The sequence below is a fragment of the Amycolatopsis aidingensis genome, assembly GCF_018885265.1.
In the GTDB taxonomy this organism is placed as follows: Bacteria; Actinomycetota; Actinomycetes; order Mycobacteriales; family Pseudonocardiaceae; genus Amycolatopsis; species Amycolatopsis aidingensis.
Genome location: NZ_CP076538.1, coordinates 2152327 through 2175005, shown reverse-complemented (window position 1 = coordinate 2175005; position 22679 = coordinate 2152327). Strand labels below are relative to the sequence as shown.

Genomic DNA, 22679 nt, shown 5'->3' with positions numbered 1-22679 from the left:
CTTACCCGAGATTCACCGCGGGCCACATAGGCTCGGTGTCGTGCGAACCCGGTTCAGAAGGAACACCGGCTGGCCGCTGGCGCTGCTGGCCGGCGGGTTGTTGCTGTCCAGTTGTGCCGAGTTCGACGACTCCGTGGCCGGGCAGACCTGGGAACCCGCCCCGCAGCTGACCCCCGAGGCCGGGCCGCAGCCGCAGTTGCCCGAGGCGGACGGCACCGGGGCCGGGCCCGCCACCCCGGGCGCCCCGCAGACCTCCGTTCCGCCGCCGGAAGGCTGCACGGACTTCGACCAGGCCGTGCTCGGCACCTGCATGGACACCGTGGCGGCGGTGGCGGTGCTGCCGGATATGAGCGCGCTGGCCGGGGAACGCAAGAGCGGCAAGGTGTTCCGCACCGCACGTACGCAGGGCGGGCCCACCAAGAAGGAGATCGCCACCCTGCCGGTGGAAGCGGCGGGGGACGGCGGGCTGACCGGGCTGGCCCTCTCCCCCAGCTACGCCGAGGACCGGCTGATCTTCGCCTATGTGACCACCGCCACGGACAACCGGGTGGTCCGCTTCGCCAAGGGACAACCGGTGAAACCCATCCTCACCGGCATTCCCAAGGGGCAGAACGGAAACCGCGGCGCGCTGGCCACCGACGGCACCGGGGCCCTGCTGGTCGCCACCGGCGACGCCGGGGACGAGCGCGCGGCGGCCGACCCGAACTCGCTGGCGGGGAAGGTGCTGCGGATCGACACCACGGGTAATCCCGCGAAGGGAAACCCGACCCCGGGCTCCGCCGTACTGGCCAGTGGCCTGCACAGTCCGGGCGGCCTGTGCCAGTCCCTGGACGGCTCCCGCCGCTGGGTGACCGACCGCGGTGCGGGCAAGGACGTGATCTACCGGATCGAGGACGGGAAACCGCTGAGCACGCCAGCCTGGACCTGGCCGGACCAGCCGGGGCTCGCCGGATGCGCGGACACCGGCACGCTGGTGGCCATCGCCACCGCGGAGGCGGGCAATGTGCAGCTCCTGCCGGTCGGCGAGGACGGCTCGGTCGGCGGCGAGCCGACGACCATGCTGGACGGCGAGGAGTCCAGGGCGTACGGCAGGCTGGCCGGAATGGCCATCCTGAACGAGACGACCGCGGTGGTCGGCACGGTAAACAAGGACGGCGGCGAGCCGGTCTCCAGCGACGACCGCACCGTGGTGATCCAGATCCAGCCCAGCAACCGCGGCGGCGGCCGCGACTAGCCAAGTGGATCACCGGCGCTTGCGGCTGGTCAGCACTTCCAGCAGGGCCACGGCGAAGGAGGCGGCGGCCGCGGCCATCCCGAGGTAGCGGCCGAGACCGGCGTCCACCGCCACTCCCGCCTCGGTGAGCAGGGCGTGCTCCTCACTGCCGAACTGCCAGCCGATGCCCACCCAGGCCAGTACCAGCAGGGCGAGCACGACCACCGTGGCGACCAGCCACAGCTGCGGCAACCCGGCCACCCGGACCGCGCGGAACTGCCCGAACGCCAGCACCGCGGCCCCGGCGAGCAGCAGCAACAACGGCGGGGCCCAGGCAAGCACCCCCGAGCTCCACGCGTCCCGGGTGACATCCGCGGCAGGCAGTTCGGCCAGCGCCGCGGACAGCTCCGGGTCAGCCGAGCTCAGCACCGTCCACGGCAGGAACAGCGCGATCGTCGCGAGCAGCCCGGCCGCGAAGCCGGCCCACTGCCACCAGGTGACCGCATGCAGGCGAAAACGGGCAGGTTCCGTGCGCTTGGTAGCGCGGCTCACTCCAACTCCTTTGTCACCGACTCCAGCAGGACCGGCTCACGGTAGTGGGAGGACGCACGAAAGGTCACGGCCCGGTCCGGCGCTACTGGCAGCGCTCCATGATCAGCTCGCGCACCCGCTTGGCGTCGGCCTGCCCCTTGGTGGCCTTCATCACCGCGCCCACGATCGCGCCTGCCGCCTGCACCTTGCCGCCGCGGATCTTCTCCACCACGTCCGGCTGCGCGGCCAGCGCCTCGTCCACCGCGGTGATCAGGGCGGAGTCATCGGAGACCACCTTCAGCCCGCGCCGTTCGATCACCTCGCCCGGCTCGCCCTCGCCGTCCAGCACGCCCTGCACGACCTCGCGGGCGAGCTTGTTGGTCAGCTCCCCCTGCTTGACCAGGCCGATCACGGTGGCGACCTGCGCCGGGGTGATCGCAAGCTCGGCGAGCTCGACCTCGCGGGTGTTGGCCTGCTGGGTCAGGAACTGCACCCACCAGCTGCGCGCCTCCCCCGGCTCGGCCCCGGCGTCCACGGTCGCCGCGACCAGGTCGGCGGCGCCGGTGTTGACCAGGTCCCGCAGCTCCTCGTCGGTGAGGTTCCACTCCTGCTGGATGCGCTTGCGCCGTTCCCACGGCAGCTCGGGCAGGGTGGTGCGCAGCTGCTCCACCCACTCCTTTGAGGGGGCGATCGGTACCAGGTCCGGCTCGGGGAAGTAGCGGTAGTCCTCGGCGGTCTCCTTGGTGCGGCCGGCCGATGTGGTGCCGTCCGCCTCCTGGAAGTGCCTGGTCTCCTGCCGGATGCTGCCGCCGTCGGCGAGGATCGCGGCATGCCGGGTCATCTCGTACCGCACCGCCCGTTCCACGCTGCGCAACGAGTTGACGTTCTTGGTCTCGGTGCGGGTGCCGAACTCGGTGCCCCCCTTGGGCATCAGCGAGACGTTCGCATCGCAGCGCAGCGAACCCTGGTCCATCCGCACATCGGAGACGTCCATGGCACGCAGCAGGTCGCGCAGGGCGGTGACGTAGGCGCGGGCGACCTCGGGCGCCCGCGCGCCCATCCCGGTGACCGGTTTGGTGACGATCTCGATCAGCGGCACCCCGGCCCGGTTGTAGTCCAGCAACGAGTGCTCGGCGCCGTGGATCCGCCCGGTCGCGCCACCGACGTGCAGCGATTTGCCGGTGTCCTCTTCCATATGCGCCCGCTCGATGCCGATCCGCACCACCTCACCGTCGTCCAGCACCACGTCCAGATGGCCGTCGAAGGCGATCGGCTCGTCGTACTGCGAGGTCTGGAAGTTCTTCGGCATGTCGGGGTAGAAGTAGTTCTTCCTGGCGAACCGGCACCAGGGCGCGATCGCGCAGTTCAGCGCGAGCCCGATCCGGACCGCCGACTCCACCGCCTTGCCGTTGACCACCGGCAGCGCGCCGGGAAGGCCGAGGCAGGTCGGGCAGACATGCGTGTTGGGCTCCCCGCCGAACAGGTTCGGGCAGCCGCAGAACATCTTGGTCGCGGTGGACAGCTCCACGTGCACCTCGAGCCCGAGCACCGGGTCGAAGCGCTCGACGACCTCCGCGTAGTCCATCAACTCGACCACTGTCGTCATCGCTCCTCCGCGGGAGAAAGTACGTCGTCGTGGGTCACCGTGCCGCTCCGTTCAGCTCGGGAACCTGGTGTACCAGCGAGCCGGCCGTGGCATCGCGAGCCCCCTCGTAGGCGGCGGCGACCTTGTACAGCCGGTCGTCGGCCAGCGCGGGCGCCATCACCTGCAGGCCCACCGGGAGCCCGTCTTCGTCGGAAAGCCCGCAGGGCACGCTCAGCGCGGCGTTGCCCGCCAGATCCGAGGGGATGGTGCACAGGTCGGCGAGATACATGGCGAGCGGATCGTCCACCCGCTCGCCGATCTTGAAGGCGGTGGTCGGCGTCGTCGGCGACACCAGCACGTCCACTTGCTCGAAGGCGGCGTCGAAGTCGCGGATGATCAGCGTGCGCACCTGCTGCGCCGAGCCGTAGTAGGCGTCGTAGTAGCCGGAGGACAGCGCGTAGGTGCCCAGCATGATCCGCCGCTTGACCTCGGGGCCGAACCCGGCCTCCCTGGTCAGCGACATGACTTCCTCGGCGCTGTGCGTGCCGTCGTCGCTCACCCGCAGGCCGTAACGCATGGCGTCGAACCGGGCCAGGTTCGAGGAGGCCTCACTGGGCGCGATCAGGTAGTAGGCCGGCAGCGCGTAGGTGAAGTGCGGGCAGGACACCTCGACCACCTCGGCGCCGAGTGCGCGCAACTGGTCCACGGCCGCCTCGAAGGAGCGCAGCACGCCCGGCTGGTACCCCTCGCCGCGAAACTCGCTGACCACGCCGATCCGCATCCCGCTCAGGTCGCCCCGCGCGCCTTCCCGCGCGGCCTCGACCACCGGAGGGACCGGGGCGTCGATCGAGGTGGAGTCCATCGGGTCGTGCCCGCCGATGACCTCGTGCAGCAGCGCCGCGTCCAGCACCGTCCGCGCGCACGGACCGCCCTGGTCCAGCGAGGAGGAGAAGGCGACGAGGCCGTAACGGGAAACCCCGCCGTAGGTCGGCTTCACGCCCACCGTGCCGGTCACCGCGCCGGGCTGGCGGATGGAACCGCCGGTGTCGGTGCCGATCGCCAGCGGGGCCTCGAACGCGGCCAGCGAGGCCGAGGAGCCACCGCCGGAGCCGCCGGGGATGCGCGCGTGGTCCCAGGGGTTGTGCGTGGGCCCGAAGGCCGAGTTCTCGGTGGAGGAGCCCATCGCGAACTCGTCCATGTTCGTCTTGCCGAGGATCACCACCCCGGCCTCGCGCAGCCTGCGGGTCACCGTGGCGTCATACGGCGGGACCCAGTCCTCAAGGGTCCGCGACCCGCAGGTGGTGGGGATGCCCTTGGTGGTGAACACGTCCTTGAGTGCGAGCGGCACCCCGGCCAGCGGCGAGGCCGGGGCCCTGCCTGCGGCGAGGTCGGCGTCCACGGCCTCGGCCGCGGCCAGCGCACCCTCCCGGTCCACGTGCAGGAACGCGTGCACGTGGTCGTCCACCGCGGCGATCCGGTCCAGGTGCGCCCTGGTGACCTCGGCCGAGGTCACCTCGCGGGCGTGAATTTTCGCCGCCAGCTCGGCGGCGGACAGTTTGGTCAGATCGGTCGGATCGGTCACTGCTCTTCCCCCAGGATCCGCGGTACCCGGAACCGGCCTTCCTCCGCCGCGGGCGCCCCGGCGAGCGCCTGCTGCTGGCTGAGCCCCTGGCGGACCACATCGTCACGGAAAACGTTGGTCAGCGGCACGGCGTGTGAGGTCGGCGGGATGTCCCCGCCCGCGACCTCGCCCACCTTGGCCACGGCGTCCAGGATCTGGTCGAGCTGGCCGGCGAAGGTGTCCAGTTCCTCGTCGGTGACGGCCAGCCTGGCCAGTTTGGCGAGGTGCGCGACCTCGTCACGGGAAATGTTGGGCACGCGGGTAACCCCCGGGGTGTGCTCGTCGGTCCTTGTCAAGTACGCAAGTTTATGGTCCCGCTCGCCGCCCGCTCGACCGGGTTGTCGACACCAGGGCACAAGATGATCGCGCTCTGCGGACGGTATGCCATCGCGCGGCCGGAGTCTGTCACAATCAGCGGTCGGCAAGAGCGGCTCCACGGCGAGGCTGGAGCTTTCAGACCCGAGAGGGGTTCGCGTTGTCCTTCCTGATCCGGGTGCAGCTCCCGGACAGCCCTGGGACCCTCGGTGCGGTGGCCACGGCGCTCGGCATGGTCGGCGCGGACATCCTCAGCCTCGATGTCGTGGAGCGCGGCTCCGGGGTGGCCATCGACGACCTGGTGGTCGAGCTGCCCTCCGGGCGCCTGCCGGACGCCCTGATCACCGCCGCGGAGAGCGTCGAGGGCGTCGAGGTGGACGCGGTCCGGCCCTATGCCGGTGTGCTGGACACACATCGCGAGCTGGAACTGGTCGAGGAGATCGCCGGGCAGCCAGCCGCCGGGCTGGAGATCCTGGTCGAGGGCGTGCCGAAGATCGTGCGCGCCGGCTGGTCGCTGGTGGTGCGCAGGCAGTCCGACGGGTCCGTGAAGCGGCTCGCCTCCTCCGGCGCCGCGCCGGAGGCGCCCATCGCGGAACTGCCGTGGCTGCCGCTGGAGCGCGCCACCGTGCTGGACTCGGAGGAGTCCTGGATCCCGTCCACCTGGCAGGAACTCGGCACCGAACTCGCCGCCACGCCGCTCGGCAAGCCGGACCGGGCGCTGCTGGTCGGGCGTCCCGGCGGACCGATGTTCCGCGCGGCCGAGGTCGCCAGGCTGGCGCATCTGGCCGGGATCGTCGCCGTCGTCCTGGACGGCTGACCGCGCTGCGCCGGGCGGACCGGCGGCGGGAGCGAACTAAGCTGAACGGTGATGAGCTCGTCCCAGGACCCCGCGCGGAACGATCGTGCCGGGGAGATGGAGGAGCGGCTGGCGATACCGGTGCTGATCGCGGCGCTGGTTTCGGTGCCTGCCGTCTTCCTCACCACCGCCGAGGGCACCGCGGCGGTCGTGGGCAGCGTGCTCAACTGGGCCTCGCTGGTGGTCCTGCTCGGCGAGTCGCTGATCCTGTTGTGGCTCAGTGATGACGTCCGGGACTGGGTCCGTAAGCACCGGTGGACGCTGGTCGTCACGGCCGCAACGGTACCCGCGGTGATCTTCGTGGTGGGCCCGGTGCAGGTGCTGCGGCTGCTGCTGTCCATCGGCACCCTGCGGGTGCTGCGCGCCGGTCGGATCCTGCGGGCGGGGCGGGTCATCCGGGATCGTGCCGGGCTGAGCAGGCCGCTCGGCAAGTGGCTGCTGGGCGGGGTCACCGTGCTCGCGGCCGCCTTCGTGGCCATCGTGCTGGCCGATCCGACCTCGCGCAGCCGCCGGGTCGCGGACTGGATACTGGAGCACCTCGGCGTGGCGCCGGTGATCCTAGCCGGGCTGATCCTGGCGGGCAGCACGGTCCTCGTGCTCTACCGCAAGCGCGGGGGATCCTGACTCGATCCCGTAGCACAGCAGGTGGACATCCGGCGCGGGGCGCCAGTCGCGTTCGGGGATCCGGCGAAAGCCCACCCGCTGGTAGAGGCGGTGCGCGGTGTGCATCCGGTCGAGGCTGCACAGCACCACCCGGCTCGCCCGCTCCTCCCGCGCCCGCCGCAGCACCGCTCTGATCAGCGCCTCCCCCACCCCCCGGCCGCGCGCGGCCGGGGCCACGGCCAGCATCCGGAACTCGATCTCCCCTTCCGTGCTGACCTCGGAGTACTCGGTACCCGGCCACACCACGGTCACCGAGCCCAGCACGGCGCCCTGCTCGTCCACGGCGACCAGTAGCTCGGCATGCTCGGCCCGGTGCGCGGCGTCGCGCAGCTTGCCCGCGTAACCCTCCTCCACCGAGGGGCCGACGAAGCCGTCCGCCAGGTAGGCGGCGACCGTGATCTCGCCGATCTCGGTCAGCTCGCCCTGCCGTGCCCGCCGTACGGTGACATCACTCATCCGACTCGGTTTCCTCCCCAGTGGGCAGTGCCAGCTCGGCCGCCGCGTCCGGGCCACGGTCCAGCAGCACCCGGAAGCCGGCCTCGTCCAGCACCGGCACCTTCAGTTGCACTGCCTTGTCGTACTTCGATCCCGGGGTGTCCCCGACGACCACGAACGCGGTCTTCTTGGACACCGAACCCGCGGCCTTCCCGCCACGGGCCATGATCGCTTCCTTGGCCTCGTCCCTGGAGATCCCCTCGAGGGATCCGGTGACCACAATAGACAGACCTTCCAGGTGGCGGGGAATGGACTCGTCCCGCTCCTCCTCCATCCGAACCCCGGCACGGCGCCATTTCGCCACCACCTCGCGGTGCCAGTCCACGGAGAACCACTCCTCGACCGCGTGCGCGATCGTCGGACCCACACCATCCACATCGGACAGCTCCTGCTCGGATGCGTGCTCGATCCGCTCCAGTGAACCGAACTCCCTGGCCAGTGCCTGCGCCGCGGTGGGGCCGACATGCCGGATGGAGAGCCCGACGATCACCTTCCACAGTGGCCGGTCCTTGGCCGCCTCCAGATTGGCGAGCAGCTTGTGCCCGTTCGCCGAGAGCTCCCCCGCCTTGGTCCGGAACAGCTCGACCTGCATGAGCTTGTCCTCGTCCAGGTCGAAGATGTCCCCCTCGTCGGCCACCACGCCGGAGTCCAGCAGCGCGGTCGCCGACTCGTAGCCGAGCACCTCGATGTCGAAGGCGCCCCGGCCGGCGAGGTGGAACAGCCGCTCCCGCAGCTGCGCGGGGCAGGAACGCGCGTTCGGGCAGCGGATGTCGACATCGCCCTCCTTCTGGTGCGCCAGCGGGGTGCCGCACTCGGGACACCTGGTGGGCATCAGGAACTCGCGTTCCTCGCCGGTCCGCGCCTCGGTGACCGGCCCGAGCACCTCGGGGATCACGTCGCCCGCCTTGCGGATCACCACCCGGTCCCCGATCAGCACCCCCTTGCGCTTGACTTCCTCCGCGTTGTGCAGGGTCGCCATGGCAACCGTGGAACCGGCGACCTTCACCGGTTCCATCACCGCGAACGGGGTCACCCGCCCGGTCCGGCCCACGTTGACCTGGATGTCCAGCAGCGTGGTGTTGGCCTCCTCCGGCGGGTACTTGTACGCGATGGCCCAGCGCGGCGCCCGCGAGGTGCTGCCCAGCCTGCGTTGCAGGGACACCTGGTCCACCTTGACCACCACGCCGTCGATCTCGTGCTCGGCGTCGTGCCGGTGCTCGTCCCAGTACCGGATGTGCTCGACCAGTCCCTCGGCGGTGTCGATGACCCGGACGTGCTCGGAAACCGGCAGCCCCCAGGCCGCCAGCGCCTGGTACGAATCGGACTGGCGCTCCGGCTCGAACCCCTCCCGCCTGCCGAGGCCGTGGCAGATCAGCCGGAGCTTGCGGCTGCGGGTGACCCGGGGGTCCTTCTGCCGCAGCGAGCCCGCGGCGGTGTTGCGCGGGTTGGCGAACGGCGGCTTGCCGGCGGCCACCAGTCCGGCGTTCAGCTCCAGGAAGTCCTCGATCCGGAAGAACACCTCGGCGCGCACCTCGACCAGGGCGGGCACCGGGAACTCGGGGGAGGCGGTGAGTGTCTCGGGTACCTGCTCCAGGGTGCGCACGTTCAGCGTGACGTCCTCACCGGTGCGGCCGTCTCCCCTGGTCAGTGCACGGGTGAGCTTGCCGTGCTCGTACAGCAGGTTGATCGCGAGGCCGTCGATCTTCAGCTCGCACAGGTACCGGGTCGAACCGCCGACCTCGCGCTCCACCCTGTCCACCCAGGCCTGCAGCTCCTCCAGGTCGAACGCGTTGTCCAGGCTGAGCATGCGCTCGAGGTGGTCGTGTGTGGCGAACTCGGTGGAGAAGGTGCCGCCGACCTGCTGGGTCGGCGAGTCCGGCGAGGCCAGGCCCGGGTGGGCCTGCTCCAGCTCCTCCAGCTCGCGCAGCAGCGCGTCGAACGCGCCGTCGGAAATCGTCGGCGCGTCCAGCACGTAGTAGCGGAACTGGTGCCCCCTGACCTCCTCGGCCAGCTCGGCATGCCGGTCCCGCGCCTGCGCCGGCACGTCCGCGAGGTCCTGCGCCGCGTCCGCGTCCACCTGATCCACTGGAAGCTCTTCGCTGCTCACAGTCCCGCAGCCTAGTCAGGATCACCGACAGGTTCGCCCCCGGCAAGCTTCCGTACCAGGTCACGCAGCTCGAGCAGGGAGATCGTCCCGGTGGGCTCGGCCTCCGCGGTCTCCACCCTGCGTAACCGCTCGGCGGCGAGCCGCTCACCCAGTGTCGCGTCCAGCGGCAGGAAGGTCATCGCCTGGCGGGCGGCCTGCTCCAGCTCGCCCAGCAGCGGGTGGTGCACAGCCACGTCCACCACGGACTCGGCCGGGTCCACCTGCGCCACCACCCGCACCTCGGCCAGCGGGATGCGGTGCGCACCGAGGTTCACCGTGACCTCGGTGGGGTCCGGCACCGGGGGTACCGAATCGTGGTACTCCCAGATCGCGTCCTCCGCGGGTGCGGCGGCCTTCCAGGCGTCGGTGTACGGGCGCAGGCCGGGGTCCTCCTGGCCGCTGACCACCAGCGCGTACACCGCCCGCTGTCCCCGTTCGAGGGAAAAATGCAGATCGGGATGCACGAGTGCGACCGCGCGGCACAGCTCGTGTTCGACGCGCTGCGGCTCCCGGTCCCCGAGCGCCGCGTTGACCTGCGGCAACAGCTCGAACCACTGCCGCCAGAAGGCGGCCGCGGCCGCCTCGGGGTCGGTGGCGGCCTCCTGCCGCGGCCACGGGGTCCGCGGATCGGCGGGTTCCTCCCGCTCGCGGCGGCGAAAGAAGAAGCGCATCTGCCTGTGTCTACCAGCCTTCTGGCGGCTCCACGAAGGCTTTGCCGAGATCGCGGGCCAGCGCCAGCGCGCGCCGCATCCAGTCCTGCTCCGCACCGGCGAGGCCGCAGGTGGGGGTCGGCACGGCTCGCTCGGCCAGGATCGAACGGGCGAACCCGAGCCGGTCGGCCAGCCGCAGCGCGGGCTCGGCGAGCTGGTGCAGGTCCGGGCTCGAGCCCGGCGGCGCGGGCCGGGTGCTCGGCACCAGGCCCAGCAGGAAGACCGTGCCCGAGTCCCATGCCTCGCCGAACTCGTCCAGCAGTCTGGCGGGCGCACCGTCGAGCAGGGTGGCGTCCAGCGCGAGCGCCCCCGCGCCGGCCGCGCGCAGCAGGGCCACCGGGGGCCGGGGCGCGCAGCAGTGCACCACTACCCGCTGCCCGGTGAGCCGCTCGGCGCCGGAGATCACGGTGCTGAGCAGCTCGCGGGCCTCCGGCGCCGGCACCGAGTCCACGGTGCCGTAGCCGGAGGCGGTGGGCAGCGAGCCTGCCAGCACCTCCGGCAGGCTCGGCTCGTCGAACTGCACCACCACCTGTGCCCCGGTACGGGTGGCCAGCTCGTGCACATGCGCGGCGAGCCCTTCCAGCAGGGAGTCGGCGAAGTCGCGCACGGCACCACGATCGGTCAGTACCCGGTGCCCGCGGGCCAGCTCGATCCCCGCGGCCAGGGTCCACGGGCCTGCCAGCTGGGTCTTGAGCACCGACGGCCGGGCGCCCGCCCGCTGCTGGGCCTCCTGTAAGGAGTCGAAGTCCCAGCGCAGCAGGTCGACCGCGCGCCGGTGCCGGTGGCCCGGCCGCTGGGTCACCCGGTAGCCGGTCGGCGCGACATCGACGGCGATGTCCACCAGCAGCGCGGCGGTGCGGCCGATCAGGTCGGCACCGACCCCGCGGGCGGGCAACTCGGGCAGGTAGGGGAACTCGGGCAGTTCGCCGAAGACGACGGCTGCGGCTTCGGCGGCGTCGGTGCCGGGCATCGAGCCGATGCCGGTCGCCGCGCCGGAGGGCCATGACTGTTCGTGCACCCCCCTACCTTCTCAAGCCGTCACGCTGGTCAGCGCGGGGCTCGCCGGATGGTGGGCATGTTCGTGCAGCACGCTCAGCGCCTCGGTCACGTGCTCGGCATGCGTGCGGTGGGACAGCACGCACAACCGCAGGAAGTACTCGCCGTTCAGCACGGTGCTGGACAGGTAGATCCTGCCCTCGGCATTGACCGATTCCAGCAACCTGCGGTTGGCCTCCTCGCCACCGGAGGCCAGGGAGAAGCACACGGTGGAAAGGTCCGGCCGCCACGGGCAGTGGAAGGAACCGCCGCGGGACAGTTCCCGGTAGGCGTACTCGGCGAGGTCGAGCTTTTCGTCGAGTGCTTCCCGGAATGCGCCGACCCCGTGCAGCCACAACGGCAGCCACAACCGGAATCCGCGGCATTCCCTGGTGAGTTCCGCACCGTAGTCCGCATAGTGCGGAACGGGGCTCGGGTAGAGGTCCTGCAGGTATTCCCCGGTGCCCTGGTGCGCGGCGCGCAGCGGCAGCGGGTCGCGCACCAGCAGCATGCCGGTGCCGTACGGGGCGAACAGCGACTTGTGCGGATCGACCACCAGCGAGTCCGCGGCCTCGATCCCGTGCAGCAACTCGCGCCCCCGCTCGGTCAGCCGGAAGAACCCGCCGTAGGCGCCGTCGATGTGGAACCACAGGCCCTCCCGCCCGGCGAGGGCGGCCAGCTCGGGCAGGGGGTCCACGGTGCCGGTGCTGGTGGTGCCAGCGTTGGCGACCAGCAGGAACGGCCGCCTGCCCTGCCTACGGTCGGCCGCGACCAGCTCCGCCAGCGCACCAGGGTCCATCCGCAGCTGCGCCGTTGTCGGCACCGGGCGCACCGCGGAGGCGGGAAAGCCGGCGATCCGCGCCGCCTTGGCCACCGAGTAGTGGGTGTGCTCGGTGACGTAGATGGTGCCGTCGGCGAACCGCTCGCCGAGCCGGTCGTGCCGGGCCGCGACCAGCGCGGCAAGGTGTGCGGTGGAGCCGCCGGTGGTGATGATCCCGCCCGCGCCCCGCGGCAACTCGAACTCGCGGCACAGCCAGCGGATGACCCCCTCCTCCATGGCGACCAGCGCCGGGGAGAACCCGGCCAGCCCGGTCGAGCGGTTCAGCGCCCTGGTCAGCAGGTCCGCGATCGCCGAGGTGTACAGCCCGCCGGTAGGCACGTAGCCGAAGTACCGCGGCCCCGCGGTCTCCAGCCCTTCCCGCGCCGCCTCGCGGAAGACCGTGAGCGCCTCGGTGAGGTCACCGCCGTGCTCGGCAGGCGGGACACCGACCCTGGTGTAGATCTCGGCTTCCGAGCGGAACACCGAAGCCGGCGCATGGGAGAAATCGCCGACCGCTTCCATGATGAGTTTCAGCGCCGACTGACCGATGTCCATCATTTCGGCCGAGTCGGGTTCCAACGAATAACCAGCCACGACGCAAGTTGTACTCCCGTGCAGCTACCCCGATAAACCGTTGCCACTGTGACATGCGACGCAGCATAAATATCATTCTTATCTTCGTAAAATGACCGCCAAGGAATCCGCATCCACGGGTTATGTCATTTTCGCTCAGCGGGCGCGAAGCCGGGCAAACCCGTCGCCGGTGTGACGCCGGTGTGAAGACCCGGATTCCCGCCCTCGTCTTGTCGCGTCCAGGTAGTGGGATCGCGTACCTTCGACACGCTGGATCACTGCGGCACTGCGCAGGGCAGGGAGGTGAAACGCATGACAGGGCGTTCGAAAGCCGCTGGGACCTGTGATGGCGAGTGGAGGAACGCGCGCGGCGGAGCCCACGAGCGGGGAGGCGGGGCGAATGACCCGCGGAGGTGACGGCCGCGACCCGAGGCCGAGCCCCGCCGAGCCGATCGCGCCGCGCGTTTCCGGACAAGCGCTGAGAGTGGCGCTCGCACAGACCGACTGCCGGCTCGGCGACGTGGAGGGCAATCTGCACGACACCGAGCGGATCATCAAGGAGGCCGCGACCAAAGGCGCGGACCTGGTGGTCTTCCCCGAACTCAGCCTCACCGGCTACGCACTCGGGCAGCTGGCCGACGACATCTCGCTGTGGCCGGACGACCCCCGGCTCACCGACCTCTCCCGGCACGGCCCGGACGTGGTCATCGGGCTGCTCGAGGACGGGCGGATCCGCAGGCACAACTCGGCGTTCTACCTCTCCGGCGGCGCCATCGTGCACAACCACCGCAAGCTGTACCTGCCCAACTACCTGATCTGGGAGGAGCGCAAGCACGCCAGTCCCGGGCAGCACATGCGGGCCTTCGACACCCGGCATGGCCGGTTCGCCACGCTGATCTGCAACGACGCCTGGCAGCCGATGCTGCCATGGCTCGCCGCGCAGGACGGGGCCGAGCTGATGATCGTGCCCGCGAACAGCGCGGCGAAACTGACCGGTGGCTCCTTCGACCCCGCCGAGTACTGGCACGACCTGCTCACCTTCACCGCGCGCATGCAACAGTGCTGGGTGGTGTACGTGAACCGGGTCGGCGACGAGGCCGGGGTACGGTTCTGGGGCGGCTCCAGGGTGATCGACCCCTGGGGTTCGGCCGTGGCCACCGCACCGACCTGGGACGAGTCACTCACCATGGTGGAGATCGACCCGGGCGCGGTGCGCAGGCGGCGCAGGGAGATCCCGCTGCTCGCCGACGCCAGGCTCGGCCTGCTGCGCAGGGAGCTGGAACGGTTGATCAACGAGAGCGGGGACGATTGAGCACCAGCCCGTCGCCGCCTGCCGAGGACGACGGCACGCGGCACTGGACCGAACCCGGGATCTACACCGTCGCACCGGGTGTATACCGGATACCGCTGCCGATGCCGAATGACGGGCTGCGTGCGGTGAACGTCTACGCGCTGACCGAAAGAGACGGGCTCGTCCTGATCGACTCGGGCTGGGCGGTACCCGAGGCGCGGGAGCGGCTGAGCACGGCGCTGCGCGGGATCGGCGCCGAACTCGGCGATGTGCGCCAGTTCCTGGTCACCCACGTGCACCGCGATCACTACACCATGGCGGTGGCGCTGCGCAGGGAGTTCGGCGGCAGGATAGCGCTGGGCAGGCTGGAGGAGCCCTCACTGACGGCGGCGGCCAACCCGAACCGGCGGACGATGGAGACGCAGGCCCGCCTGCTGGTGCGCTGCGGCGCGGGTCCGCTGCTGGCGGAACTGGCCCGCGAGTTCGGGGATGTCCCACGGCAGCAGGTCGGCCTCTGGGAGCGCCCGGACGAGTGGCTGGAACCGGGACCGCGCACGGTGCTGCCGGGGCGCAAGCTCGAGGTGGTGCACACCCCAGGGCACACCACCGGGCACGTAGTGTTCGCCGACGAGGAGGCCGGGCTGCTGTTCGCCGGAGACCACGTGCTGCCGCACATCACCCCTTCGATCGGCTTCGAGGCCGTTCCACCGGAGTTGCCGCTGCGCGACTTCCTCGACTCGCTGCGGCTGGTGCGCGCGATGCCGGACCACCGGCTGCTGCCCGCACACGGGCCGGTGACGCCGAGCGTGCACCGGCGGGTGGACGAGCTGCTGGACCATCACGACCGCAGGCTCGGCGTCGTCGCCGAGACTGTGGCCGCAGGGGCGAACACCGCCTACGCGGTGGCGCACCTGCTGCGCTGGACCCGGCGCGAACGGGAACTGCCGGAACTGGACGTGTTCAACCGCACGCTGGCCGTGCTGGAGACCGCGGCGCATCTCGACCTGCTGGCGCACCAGGGCAGGTTGACCGCGACCGACCGGGACGGCATCCGGTACTACGCTCCCGGAACGTAGGCTGGGCCGCATGACCGAACCGGAGCAGTGCCCGCCCGAGCACAACCCGCGCGAGCTGCGGATCCTGTGCAACACCTGCCGTGGCGACGGGTTCATCCCGGACCCGAAGGCGGCGGTCATCGGCGGCACGGTGCTCACCCTGAACCCCGGACGGCCGTGCCCGGCCTGCAGCCCGGACGGCAAGGAGCAGGGGCACGGCCGCACCATCGGCTTCTACCCGCCGGCCTGAGAGCCTGTTCCGGAACGCGCTTTGTCACACCCATGTGGTGGAATTCCGAAGCGGTTCGAATCGAGATGACAAAGAAACGCCGGAGCAAACCCGGAGATCCGGCTTGACCGGTTCCGGCCTTGCTCGGCGCGGTGATCGTGCCATACCGTTCCGTACGGTAAACCGACTGCTTTCGCCGTAATTGTCAGCAGCATTTCCGGTATCACCGCGTCACCTCCAGGGGGTACGGTTCGCATGTTGTCCGCGTTACGAAGGCCGGTAGGCGTGGCGGGTGCCATCTGCGTGCTGGCGCTCAGCGTCGTCGGGCTCAGCGCGGACTCGTCCGAACCCGGCCCAGCCGGGCAGTCGGCTGAACACCGGTACAGCGAGGCCGTACTGGCCGCGGCCGCCAGGCAGGCCGCGCCGACGGCGGAGGAGCCGGGTACGGCCGCGGACGGGAACTTCCCGCCCGGCCCGGGGCTGCGGTACAGCTTCTGGGTGGACGCCACGAGCCGGGTGAAGAAGCTCAACTCGGAGATCTCCTTCCCAAGGGGACAGTTCGATGTGGTGGTTCCGATCGGCCAGCCGCCGAACCCGATGCGCGGGAACCTGACCTTGCCGAACGCCGAGGGCTACTTCGTCACGTTCGGCTTCATGCCGGTGACCAATACCGTGGAAATGGTCCCGGACGGCGTGTCCGAGGGGCTGATGACGGTCGGGTTCCAGCCGGTTCCGCACGCCGAGGTGGACCTGACCCTCAAGCTGTTCCTCGCGCTCTCCGATGTCCGGGTGGACGGTGAGCCGCTGGATGTCGGGCCGAACTGCCGGACCGCGGAACCACTCGTGATCAAGATCAAGGACAAGGTGAACCTGCGGCCGGAGGACGGTGCCACGACCACGAACTCGACCTTCGAGATTCCGCCGTTCACCGGGTGTGGCGCAACCGAGGACCTGGATCCGCTGCTGACGGGCATGATCTCGGGCCCTGGCAACGAACTGTCCAGCACGCTTTCGGTCCGCTGCTCGCCTGCCTCGACCCCGTGCTGACGCCCGACGCTACGAGGAGAGCCGGGTACGCAGCTCCCGCTTGAGGATCTTGCCGGAGGCGTTGCGCGGCAGGTCCTCGACGAAATGCACGGCCTTGGGAACCTTGAAAGCCGACATCCGCTCCCGCAGATGTGCCAGCAACTCCTCCGCTGAAATGTCCTGTTTGGACACCACGACGGCGGTGATCGCCTCGATCCAGCGCTCGTCCGGCAGTCCGATCACGGCGACCTCGCCGACCGCGGGATGGGTGTACAGCGCGTCCTCGATCTCGCGGGAGGCGACCAGCACCCCGCCGGTGTTGATCACGTCCTTGATCCGGTCCACCACATAGATGAAACCCTCCTCGTCCCTGCGGACCAGGTCGCCGGAGTGGAACCAGCCACCGCGGAAGGCCTCCTCGGTCTCCTCCGGCTTGTCCCAGTAGCCGGTGCACAGCTGGGGCGACCGGTAGACGACCTCGCCCAGCTCGCCGGGCGGCACGTCGGTCCCTTGCTCGTCGACCACCCGCAGCTCCACGAACAGTGCGGCCCGGCCCGCGGAGTCCGGCCGGGCCGCGTGTTCCTCCGGGCGCAGGATCGTGGCCAGCGGGCCGATCTCGGACTGCCCGAAACAGTTGTAGAAGCCCAGTTCCGGCATGGCGGCGCGGAGCCGGTCCAGCACGGGGCCCGGCATGATCGAGGCGCCGTAGTACGCCTTGCGCAAGGCGCCGAGGTCGCATTCGCCGAAGTCCGGATGGTTGGTGAGCGCGACCCACAAGGTCGGCGCGGCGAAGAACGCCCGGTGCCGGTCCCGCGCGATCCGGCGCAGGATCTCGCCCGGCTCGGGCACCTCCATCAGCTGGTTGGTGGCGCCGACCGCCAGCCAGGGCAACAGGAACACGTGCATCTGGGCGCTGTGATACAGCGGCATCACGTGCAGCGGCTCGTCGTCCTCGGCGAGGTCGAGCCCGACCACGCAGGAAAGGTACTCGTGCACCAGCGCGCGATGCGTCATCATCGCGCCCTTCGGCCGGGAGGTGGTTCCGGAGGTGTAGAGCAGCTGCGCCAGGTCGGTGTCGGCGACCTCGGCGGCCACCTCCGGTACGTCACCGGACGCGGCAACGGCGAGCAGGGAGTCCTCGGCGTCCCGCAGCGGCAGCACCCCGCGCACGGCGAGCTCACCCGCCACCGCGTCCACCGGCTCTCGTAGCGCGGGGTCGGTGAGCACCAGGACACTGCCGGACTGCCCGATCAGGTAGGCCAGGTCCTCCCCGGTGAGGTTGTAGTTCACCGGCACATGCACCAGCCCTGCCCTGGCGCAGGCGAGGAATCCGATCAGGTAGGCATCGGAGTTCTTCCCGTAGGCCGCCACCCGGTCACCCTTGCCGAGGCCGAGGCCGAGCAGATGGGCCGCGGCCCTGGACACCGCGGCGTCCAGCCCGGCATAGGTCCACTGCCGGTCGGCGAACCGCAGGGCGACCCGTTCCGGGACCCGCGCGGCGCTCCGCCGCAGGATGTCGGCGACCGTGCTGGAGTTCGGGGCGGGAGTCATCGGACCTCCTGGCGCAGCTGCGACGTTGCATACTCACACCCGTGGGTGAGATCAAGATTAGACGCGCACAGGCCGCCGATGTCGAGTCCATCGTCCGGATGCTCGCCGCGGACCAGCTCGGCGTCGGCAGGGAGTCGACCACCGACCTGGCCCCCTACCTGCGGGCGTTCGAGTTGATCGAGGCCGACCCGAACCAGTTGCTGGTCGTGGCCGATGCCGATGCGGAGCCGGTCGGCACGCTACAGCTCACGATCATCCCGGGCCTGGCGCGAGGTGGGGCGCTGCGCGGCCAGATCGAGGCCGTAAGGGTGCGGCCGGACCACCGGGGTGCCGGGCTCGGCGAGCGGCTGGTCCGCTGGGCGATCGCGGAGGCCCGCGGGCGGGGCTGCGCCCTGGTGCAGCTCACCTCCGACGTGACCCGCACCGGGGCACACCGCTTCTACCAGCGGCTCGGCTTCACCGCCTCGCACACCGGGTTCAAGCTGGCGCTCCCCGCGGAGCTCCGGTGACCGCTCAGTAGACCAGCACCCTGGTGCCCGGTCCGAGCCGCGGGAACAACTCGTCGATCGAGGGGTTGGTCAGCCGCACGCAGCCGTTGCTCGCGGGGCGGGCTTCCACCGGCTCGCCCCCGTGGATGGCGAGCCCGGTGGTGGTGAAGTAACTCGGCCGGTACATCGGGCCGAGCGGGGCATAGCGCATCCCGTCGATCTGGTACCGCATCCGGTAGTCCCCCGGCGGGGTGGCCTTGCCCGGCTTGCCGGTGGAGGCGTCGTAGATCCGCCGCACGGTGCCGTCGCGCACGGTGAACACCACCTGCCGGTCGAGATCGACCTCGAGATGGAACCCGGGATCGAGGGACTCCGGGTGCGGCGGGACCGGGGTGTCCAGCCGTTCCAGGGTCGGCGCGTCCAGCTCGCCGGTCCTGGCCAGGCCGTGCACCTTCTGGAAGGCGAGCACCGCGTGCCGGGTCCGCGCGTCCAGTTTCCCGCTGACCTCGCGCACCTGGTAGCCGAGCTCGCGCAGGATCCGTTGCGCATCCGGCACCGGATCCACCGGCGGCCGGGTGCTGCTCGGCGGGACCGGGTCGCCGGTGCCTGCCGGTGCCGACCTCGCCGCGGCCGGCACCGGCCGGTCCCCCTGGTCGGCCAAGTACCAGACGGCACCGGCCGCCACGGTCAGCACGACCGCGGCCACAGTCGTGTGCACGAGGCGCCCGCCACGCATCGGCTCAGGCCGTGGCACTGATCTTGGCACTGCCCAGCACGAGGTCACCCGCCTCGGCGTCCGGCCGGTACAGCACGACCACCTGGCCGGGCGCGACCCCGCGCAACGGCTCGCGCAGCTCCATCCGGACCTCGCCGCCGTCCTGGTTCTCCCCGGTGGCCACGGCGGGCGCGGTACCACCGTGTGCGCGCACCTGGACCACGCACTCCACCGGACCGGCAGGCGGCTCGGCGGGCCAGATCGCCCGGTCGGCCCGGATCTCGCGCACCCCGAGCCGGTCGGCGGAACCCACCTTGACCGTGCCGGAGACCGGTTCGAGGCCGAGCACGTAACGCGGCCGCCCGTCCGGCGCGGGCGCCTCGATCCCGAGGCCCTTGCGCTGGCCGACGGTGAAGCCGTGCACACCGGTGTGCCGGCCGAGCACCGCTCCGCTCTCGGCGTCCACCAGCTCGCCGGGGCGCTGCCCCAGCCGGGACTCCAGGAAGCCCTTGGTGTCCCCGTCCGGGATGAAGCAGATGTCGTGGCTGTCCGGCTTGTTCGCCACCGCGAGACCGCGCTCCTCGGCCTCCGCCCTGACCTCGGACTTCACCGAGTCGCCGAGCGGGAAGTACGCGTGCCGCAGCTGCTCGGGGGTCAGTGAGGCGAGCACATAGGACTGGTCCTTGCCCTCGTCGGCGCTGCGCCGCAGCTGGGGTACTCCGTCCACAACGGACAGCCGGGCGTAGTGCCCGGTGCAGACCGCGTCGAAGCCCAGCGCCATCGCCTTCTCCAGCAGGGCCTCGAACTTGATCTTCTCGTTGCAGGTGACGCAGGGGTTCGGCGTCCGGCCAGCCGCGTACTCCCCGACGAAGGTCTCCACGACCTCCTCGGTGAACCGCTCGGCGAAGTCCCAGACGTAGAACGGGATACCGAGGATGTCCGCGGCGCGGCGTGCGTCGTGGGAGTCCTCGATGGTGCAGCAGCCGCGCGAGCCGGTGCGCAGCGTCCCCGGCTTCGCCGACAGCGCGAGATGCACGCCGACCACGTCGTGTCCCGCCGCCACCGCCCGTGCGGCGGCGACGGCGGAGTCGACACCCCCGCTCATCGCGGCGAGTACTCGCATCTAGCCCTCCGTCTTCTTGCGCATCCCGGACAGCCCGGCCTGCCGTGCCCGCGCGACGACCCCGCCGATCTCCCTGGCCAGCGCGTCCACGTCATCGCGGCTCGAGCTGTGCCCGAGGGAGAACCGCAGCGAACCGCGGGCCGCCTCGGCATCGGCACCCAGTGCCAGCAGCACATGGCTCGGCTCGGCCACCCCCGCCGTGCACGCGGAGCCGGTTGAGCACTCGATCCCCTTGGCGTCCAACAGCATGAGCAGGCTGTCCCCTGCACATCCAGGGAAGGTGAAGTGCGCGTTCCCCGGCAGCCTGCCCGGCGTGCCGTCGGCGAGCAGTTCGTCCGGCGGCGCACCGTTGAGCTGGGCGTCCGGAACCTCGCGCAGTACGGCCGAGACCAGCTCGTCCCGCAGCTTGGCCTGCATCCGCACCTGGTTATCCCGGTCCGCGGCGGCCACGCGCACCGCCGTGGCGAAGGCATGGACCGCGGGCACGTCCAGGGTACCGGAACGCACGTTGCGCTCCTGGCCGCCGCCGTGCAGCAGCGGCTCGCACGGGGTGTCCCTGCCCAGCACGAGGGCACCGATCCCGTACGGCCCGCCCACCTTGTGCCCGGTCAGGGTGAGGGCACTCGCCCCGCTGGCCGCGAAGTCGACCTCCAGCATGCCGACGGCCTGCACCGCGTCGGTGTGCAGCGGGATCTCGTACTCCGCGCAGACCGCCGCCAGCTCCGCCACCGGGTTGACCGTGCCGACCTCGTTGTTCGCCCACATGACGGTGACCAGCGCGATCTCCTCCGGCGCGGCCTCGATCGCGGCGCGCAGGGTGTCCGGGTGCACCCGGCCGAACTCGTCGGTCGCCAGCCAGGTCACCTCGGCCCCGTCCCGGTCGGCCAGCCACTGCACGGCGTCCAGTACCGCGTGGTGCTCGCCCGAGCCGGCCAGGATCCGGCGCCGCGCCGGTTCGGCGGCCCGCCTGGCCCAGTAGACGCCCTTGACCGCGAGGTTGTCGCTCTCGGTGCCGCCGGCGGTGAAGATCACCTCGGAGGGGCGGGCGCCGAGTACCTCGGCGATGACCTCGCGGGCCTCCTCCGCCACCCGGCGGGCCCGGCGACCGGAGGAATGCAACGAGGAGGCGTTGCCGACGGTGGACAACGCCTCACTCATCGCCGTCACTGCTTCGGGCAACATCGGAGTGGTCGCCGCGTGGTCTAGGTAGGTCATCGCCCCTACAGGGTAGTCCCGACGGCAGGTCGAGGTGGCCACCGCCGGGTGAGTGAGACACCGAGCAGCGCGACCGCCGCGAGTGTGATCCCGAGCACGCCGACGGCGATGGACGGCCGGGTCGCGGAGGCGAGCACGGTGAGCAGCACCCCGCCGAAGCCGATCGCCAGCGCGGAGCCGACCCAGTCCCCCAGTTGCATGGCCGAGGTGTTGAACCCGCGTTCCGCCACCGCGGAGAACCGCAACAGCAGTACCGAGATCGAGGGCATCGCGATGCCCATCCCGGCGCCGGCGGTCATGCTGACGGCGAACGCGGGCCAGCCGGGTGCCCACGGCTGCGCGATCAGCGCGAATCCCAGCAACCCCGCTCCGACCAGTGCGAACCCGATACGCAGCAGGGTCTCCCTCGGCCAGTCCGGGTGCCTGCCCTGCAGCGCCGACGCCGCCGACCAGCCCAGCGCGCCCACGGTGAGCGGCAGCCCGGCCAGCGCCGGGGGGTAGCCGTGCACATTGCTCATGGTCAGCGGGAGGTAGGCCTCCACCCCGGCGAAGCAGGCCCCGAGCAGGGCGCGGGAGGCCACCACGGTCGGCAGGCCACGCCTGCCGCGCAGGGTCCCGGACGGCAGCAGGCGGCGCAGCGCCATGGTGAGCACGACCAGCCCGGCCGCGCCGAGGACGAGGGCCTGCCCGGAGGGGTGCTGCGCGGCCCAGGTGACCGATGTCACTCCCACGGCGGCGGCCACGGCGGCCGGGACGCTCGCCCTGCGCTGCCCGCTGTCCGGGTGGTGCACGGGCAGCCCGCGCACCACGAGGGCCAGCAACGCGATCCCCACCAGCCCCAGCGGCACCAGCCCGAGGAACACCCAGCGCCAGTGCAGGTGCTCGGTCACCATCCCGGCCACGGACGGCCCGAGGACGGCAGGCAGCACCCAGGCCGCGGCGTTCGCCGCGTAGATCACCGGCCGTTCCCGGTCGGGGTAGACCAGCGCGATCAGCAGGTACACCGCCACCAGCAGGGTCCCGGTGCCCAGTCCCTGCAACATCCTGCCAAGCAACAGCACCGGCATGCTCCCGGCGAGCCCGGCGACCAGCAGCCCGGCGAGGAACACGGTCGGCCCGAACAGCAGGGAGCGGGCGGGACCGTGCCGGTCGCAGAGCCTGCCGGAGAGCACCGTGGAGACCACGCTGGCGATCAGGAAGGCAAGGAACGGCCAGGCGTACAGGGCGGTGCCGTCCAGATCGGCCACCATGGTCGGCATCGCCGTGGCGACCCCCATGTTCTCGAAGGCCACCAGGGTGACCACGAGCAGTACCCCGGCCGTGGTGGTCCGGCGTTCCGGCGTCCACAGCACCCCACCCGCGCGCCGGGGGCGCGCCGCCGTTTCGTCCATGACGGCCAGCCTGCAACCTCCAGTGCGGTAGA

Annotated in this window: 22 protein-coding genes; 8 read left to right on the top strand and 14 right to left on the bottom strand. The window is 71.2% G+C overall.

Annotation, left to right across the window (positions count from 1 at the left end):
• The first annotated feature begins 40 nt into the window (after nucleotides 1–40).
• Nucleotides 41–1234, top strand: coding sequence for a PQQ-dependent sugar dehydrogenase (locus tag KOI47_RS10315; protein WP_216215756.1), 1194 nt, complete (start codon nucleotides 41–43; stop codon nucleotides 1232–1234).
• 9 nt (nucleotides 1235–1243) lie between these two features.
• Here KOI47_RS10315 and KOI47_RS10310 read toward each other — a convergent pair whose 3' ends face one another.
• The 4 genes from KOI47_RS10310 to gatC form a co-directional block, all read right to left on the bottom strand.
• Entirely contained in the window at nucleotides 1244–1765 is a 522-nt protein-coding gene (locus KOI47_RS10310; RefSeq protein ID WP_216215755.1) for a hypothetical protein, read from the bottom strand.
• A gap of 82 nt (nucleotides 1766–1847) precedes the next feature.
• Nucleotides 1848–3350 (bottom strand): Asp-tRNA(Asn)/Glu-tRNA(Gln) amidotransferase subunit GatB, encoded by a 1503-nt coding sequence (gatB, locus tag KOI47_RS10305; RefSeq protein WP_216215754.1) that lies wholly within the window; start codon nucleotides 3348–3350, stop codon nucleotides 1848–1850.
• Nucleotides 3351–3384: 34 nt separating this feature from the next.
• Nucleotides 3385–4911, bottom strand: coding sequence for an Asp-tRNA(Asn)/Glu-tRNA(Gln) amidotransferase subunit GatA (gene gatA, locus KOI47_RS10300; protein WP_216215753.1), 1527 nt, complete (start codon nucleotides 4909–4911; stop codon nucleotides 3385–3387).
• Nucleotides 4908–5207 (bottom strand): Asp-tRNA(Asn)/Glu-tRNA(Gln) amidotransferase subunit GatC, encoded by a 300-nt coding sequence (gene gatC, locus KOI47_RS10295; protein WP_216217221.1) that lies wholly within the window; start codon nucleotides 5205–5207, stop codon nucleotides 4908–4910. The genes gatA and gatC overlap by 4 nt, the downstream gene beginning before the upstream one ends.
• A gap of 218 nt (nucleotides 5208–5425) precedes the next feature.
• On the opposite strand from gatC, the gene KOI47_RS10290 reads away from it, so the two are divergent.
• Together KOI47_RS10290 and KOI47_RS10285 are read left to right on the top strand one after the other, a co-directional pair.
• Nucleotides 5426–6082 (top strand): ACT domain-containing protein, encoded by a 657-nt coding sequence (locus KOI47_RS10290; protein WP_216215752.1) that lies wholly within the window; start codon nucleotides 5426–5428, stop codon nucleotides 6080–6082.
• A 51-nt stretch (nucleotides 6083–6133) separates the two neighbouring features.
• Nucleotides 6134–6745 (top strand): hypothetical protein, encoded by a 612-nt coding sequence (locus tag KOI47_RS10285; RefSeq protein WP_232376667.1) that lies wholly within the window; start codon nucleotides 6134–6136, stop codon nucleotides 6743–6745.
• On the opposite strand, the gene KOI47_RS10280 is transcribed toward KOI47_RS10285, so the two are convergent.
• From KOI47_RS10280 to KOI47_RS10260, 5 genes are read right to left on the bottom strand one after another with little or no spacing between them, the layout of a single operon-like run.
• On the bottom strand, nucleotides 6680–7240 hold the full coding sequence (locus KOI47_RS10280; RefSeq protein WP_216215751.1) for a GNAT family N-acetyltransferase: 561 nt from the start codon (nucleotides 7238–7240) through the stop codon (nucleotides 6680–6682). The two genes, KOI47_RS10285 and KOI47_RS10280, sit on opposite strands and share 66 nt — an antisense overlap.
• Nucleotides 7233–9386, bottom strand: coding sequence for an NAD-dependent DNA ligase LigA (gene ligA, locus KOI47_RS10275; protein ID WP_216215750.1), 2154 nt, complete (start codon nucleotides 9384–9386; stop codon nucleotides 7233–7235). The genes KOI47_RS10280 and ligA overlap by 8 nt, the downstream gene beginning before the upstream one ends.
• Nucleotides 9387–9397: 11 nt before the next feature.
• Complete coding sequence (locus KOI47_RS10270) at nucleotides 9398–10096, bottom strand: hypothetical protein (protein WP_216215749.1); 699 nt, start codon at nucleotides 10094–10096, stop codon at nucleotides 9398–9400.
• Between the two features lie 10 nt (nucleotides 10097–10106).
• Entirely contained in the window at nucleotides 10107–11153 is a 1047-nt protein-coding gene (locus tag KOI47_RS10265; protein ID WP_216215748.1) for a uroporphyrinogen decarboxylase/cobalamine-independent methonine synthase family protein, read from the bottom strand.
• Between the two features lie 12 nt (nucleotides 11154–11165).
• On the bottom strand, nucleotides 11166–12584 hold the full coding sequence (locus KOI47_RS10260; RefSeq protein ID WP_232376666.1) for a pyridoxal phosphate-dependent decarboxylase family protein: 1419 nt from the start codon (nucleotides 12582–12584) through the stop codon (nucleotides 11166–11168).
• A 457-nt stretch (nucleotides 12585–13041) separates the two neighbouring features.
• On the opposite strand from KOI47_RS10260, the gene KOI47_RS10255 reads away from it, so the two are divergent.
• The 4 genes from KOI47_RS10255 to KOI47_RS10240 all read left to right on the top strand — a co-directional run bounded on the left by KOI47_RS10255 (nucleotide 13042) and on the right by KOI47_RS10240 (nucleotide 16185).
• Nucleotides 13042–13875 carry a nitrilase-related carbon-nitrogen hydrolase gene (locus KOI47_RS10255; RefSeq protein WP_216217218.1) on the top strand — a complete coding sequence of 278 codons (834 nt, stop codon included), beginning with the start codon at nucleotides 13042–13044 and terminating at the stop codon, nucleotides 13873–13875.
• Nucleotides 13872–14930, top strand: coding sequence for an MBL fold metallo-hydrolase (locus tag KOI47_RS10250; protein ID WP_232376665.1), 1059 nt, complete (start codon nucleotides 13872–13874; stop codon nucleotides 14928–14930). The genes KOI47_RS10255 and KOI47_RS10250 overlap by 4 nt, the downstream gene beginning before the upstream one ends.
• Before the next feature lie 10 nt (nucleotides 14931–14940).
• Nucleotides 14941–15159: a hypothetical protein gene (locus KOI47_RS10245; RefSeq protein ID WP_216215747.1), complete on the top strand. Its 219-nt coding sequence runs from the start codon at nucleotides 14941–14943 to the stop codon at nucleotides 15157–15159.
• 264 nt (nucleotides 15160–15423) lie between these two features.
• Entirely contained in the window at nucleotides 15424–16185 is a 762-nt protein-coding gene (locus tag KOI47_RS10240; protein WP_216215746.1) for a hypothetical protein, read from the top strand.
• Between the two features lie 9 nt (nucleotides 16186–16194).
• Here KOI47_RS10240 and KOI47_RS10235 read toward each other — a convergent pair whose 3' ends face one another.
• Nucleotides 16195–17715, bottom strand: coding sequence for an acyl-CoA synthetase (locus tag KOI47_RS10235; protein WP_216215745.1), 1521 nt, complete (start codon nucleotides 17713–17715; stop codon nucleotides 16195–16197).
• A gap of 50 nt (nucleotides 17716–17765) precedes the next feature.
• Here KOI47_RS10235 and KOI47_RS10230 point away from each other — a divergent pair, with 50 nt between their 5' ends.
• Nucleotides 17766–18224, top strand: coding sequence for a GNAT family N-acetyltransferase (locus KOI47_RS10230; RefSeq protein WP_216217216.1), 459 nt, complete (start codon nucleotides 17766–17768; stop codon nucleotides 18222–18224).
• A gap of 4 nt (nucleotides 18225–18228) precedes the next feature.
• Here the strand turns inward: KOI47_RS10230 and KOI47_RS10225 are convergent, their stop codons facing one another.
• From KOI47_RS10225 to KOI47_RS10210, 4 genes are read right to left on the bottom strand one after another with little or no spacing between them, the layout of a single operon-like run.
• Entirely contained in the window at nucleotides 18229–18939 is a 711-nt protein-coding gene (locus KOI47_RS10225; RefSeq protein ID WP_216215744.1) for a L,D-transpeptidase family protein, read from the bottom strand.
• 4 nt (nucleotides 18940–18943) lie between these two features.
• Complete coding sequence (mnmA, locus tag KOI47_RS10220) at nucleotides 18944–20041, bottom strand: tRNA 2-thiouridine(34) synthase MnmA (RefSeq protein WP_216215743.1); 1098 nt, start codon at nucleotides 20039–20041, stop codon at nucleotides 18944–18946.
• On the bottom strand, nucleotides 20042–21256 hold the full coding sequence (locus KOI47_RS10215; RefSeq protein WP_216215742.1) for a cysteine desulfurase family protein: 1215 nt from the start codon (nucleotides 21254–21256) through the stop codon (nucleotides 20042–20044). It lies immediately after the preceding gene.
• 5 nt (nucleotides 21257–21261) lie between these two features.
• A complete protein-coding gene (locus KOI47_RS10210; RefSeq protein ID WP_216215741.1) occupies nucleotides 21262–22647 on the bottom strand; it encodes an MFS transporter in 1386 nt (461 codons plus the stop codon).
• Nucleotides 22648–22679 lie beyond the last annotated feature (32 nt).

Coding starts and splice junctions, on each gene's coding strand:
- gatB (WP_216215754.1), bottom strand. CDS start 3,350: ATGACGACAGTGGTCGAGTTGATGGACTACGCGGAGGTCGTCGAGCGC.
- KOI47_RS10285 (WP_232376667.1), top strand. CDS start 6,134: ATGAGCTCGTCCCAGGACCCCGCGCGGAACGATCGTGCCGGGGAGATG.
- KOI47_RS10280 (WP_216215751.1), bottom strand. CDS start 7,240: ATGAGTGATGTCACCGTACGGCGGGCACGGCAGGGCGAGCTGACCGAG.
- KOI47_RS10270 (WP_216215749.1), bottom strand. CDS start 10,096: ATGCGCTTCTTCTTTCGCCGCCGCGAGCGGGAGGAACCCGCCGATCCG.
- KOI47_RS10245 (WP_216215747.1), top strand. CDS start 14,941: ATGACCGAACCGGAGCAGTGCCCGCCCGAGCACAACCCGCGCGAGCTG.
- KOI47_RS10235 (WP_216215745.1), bottom strand. CDS start 17,715: ATGACTCCCGCCCCGAACTCCAGCACGGTCGCCGACATCCTGCGGCGG.
- KOI47_RS10225 (WP_216215744.1), bottom strand. CDS start 18,939: ATGCGTGGCGGGCGCCTCGTGCACACGACTGTGGCCGCGGTCGTGCTG.
- mnmA (WP_216215743.1), bottom strand. CDS start 20,041: ATGCGAGTACTCGCCGCGATGAGCGGGGGTGTCGACTCCGCCGTCGCC.
- KOI47_RS10215 (WP_216215742.1), bottom strand. CDS start 21,256: ATGACCTACCTAGACCACGCGGCGACCACTCCGATGTTGCCCGAAGCA.
- KOI47_RS10210 (WP_216215741.1), bottom strand. CDS start 22,647: ATGGACGAAACGGCGGCGCGCCCCCGGCGCGCGGGTGGGGTGCTGTGG.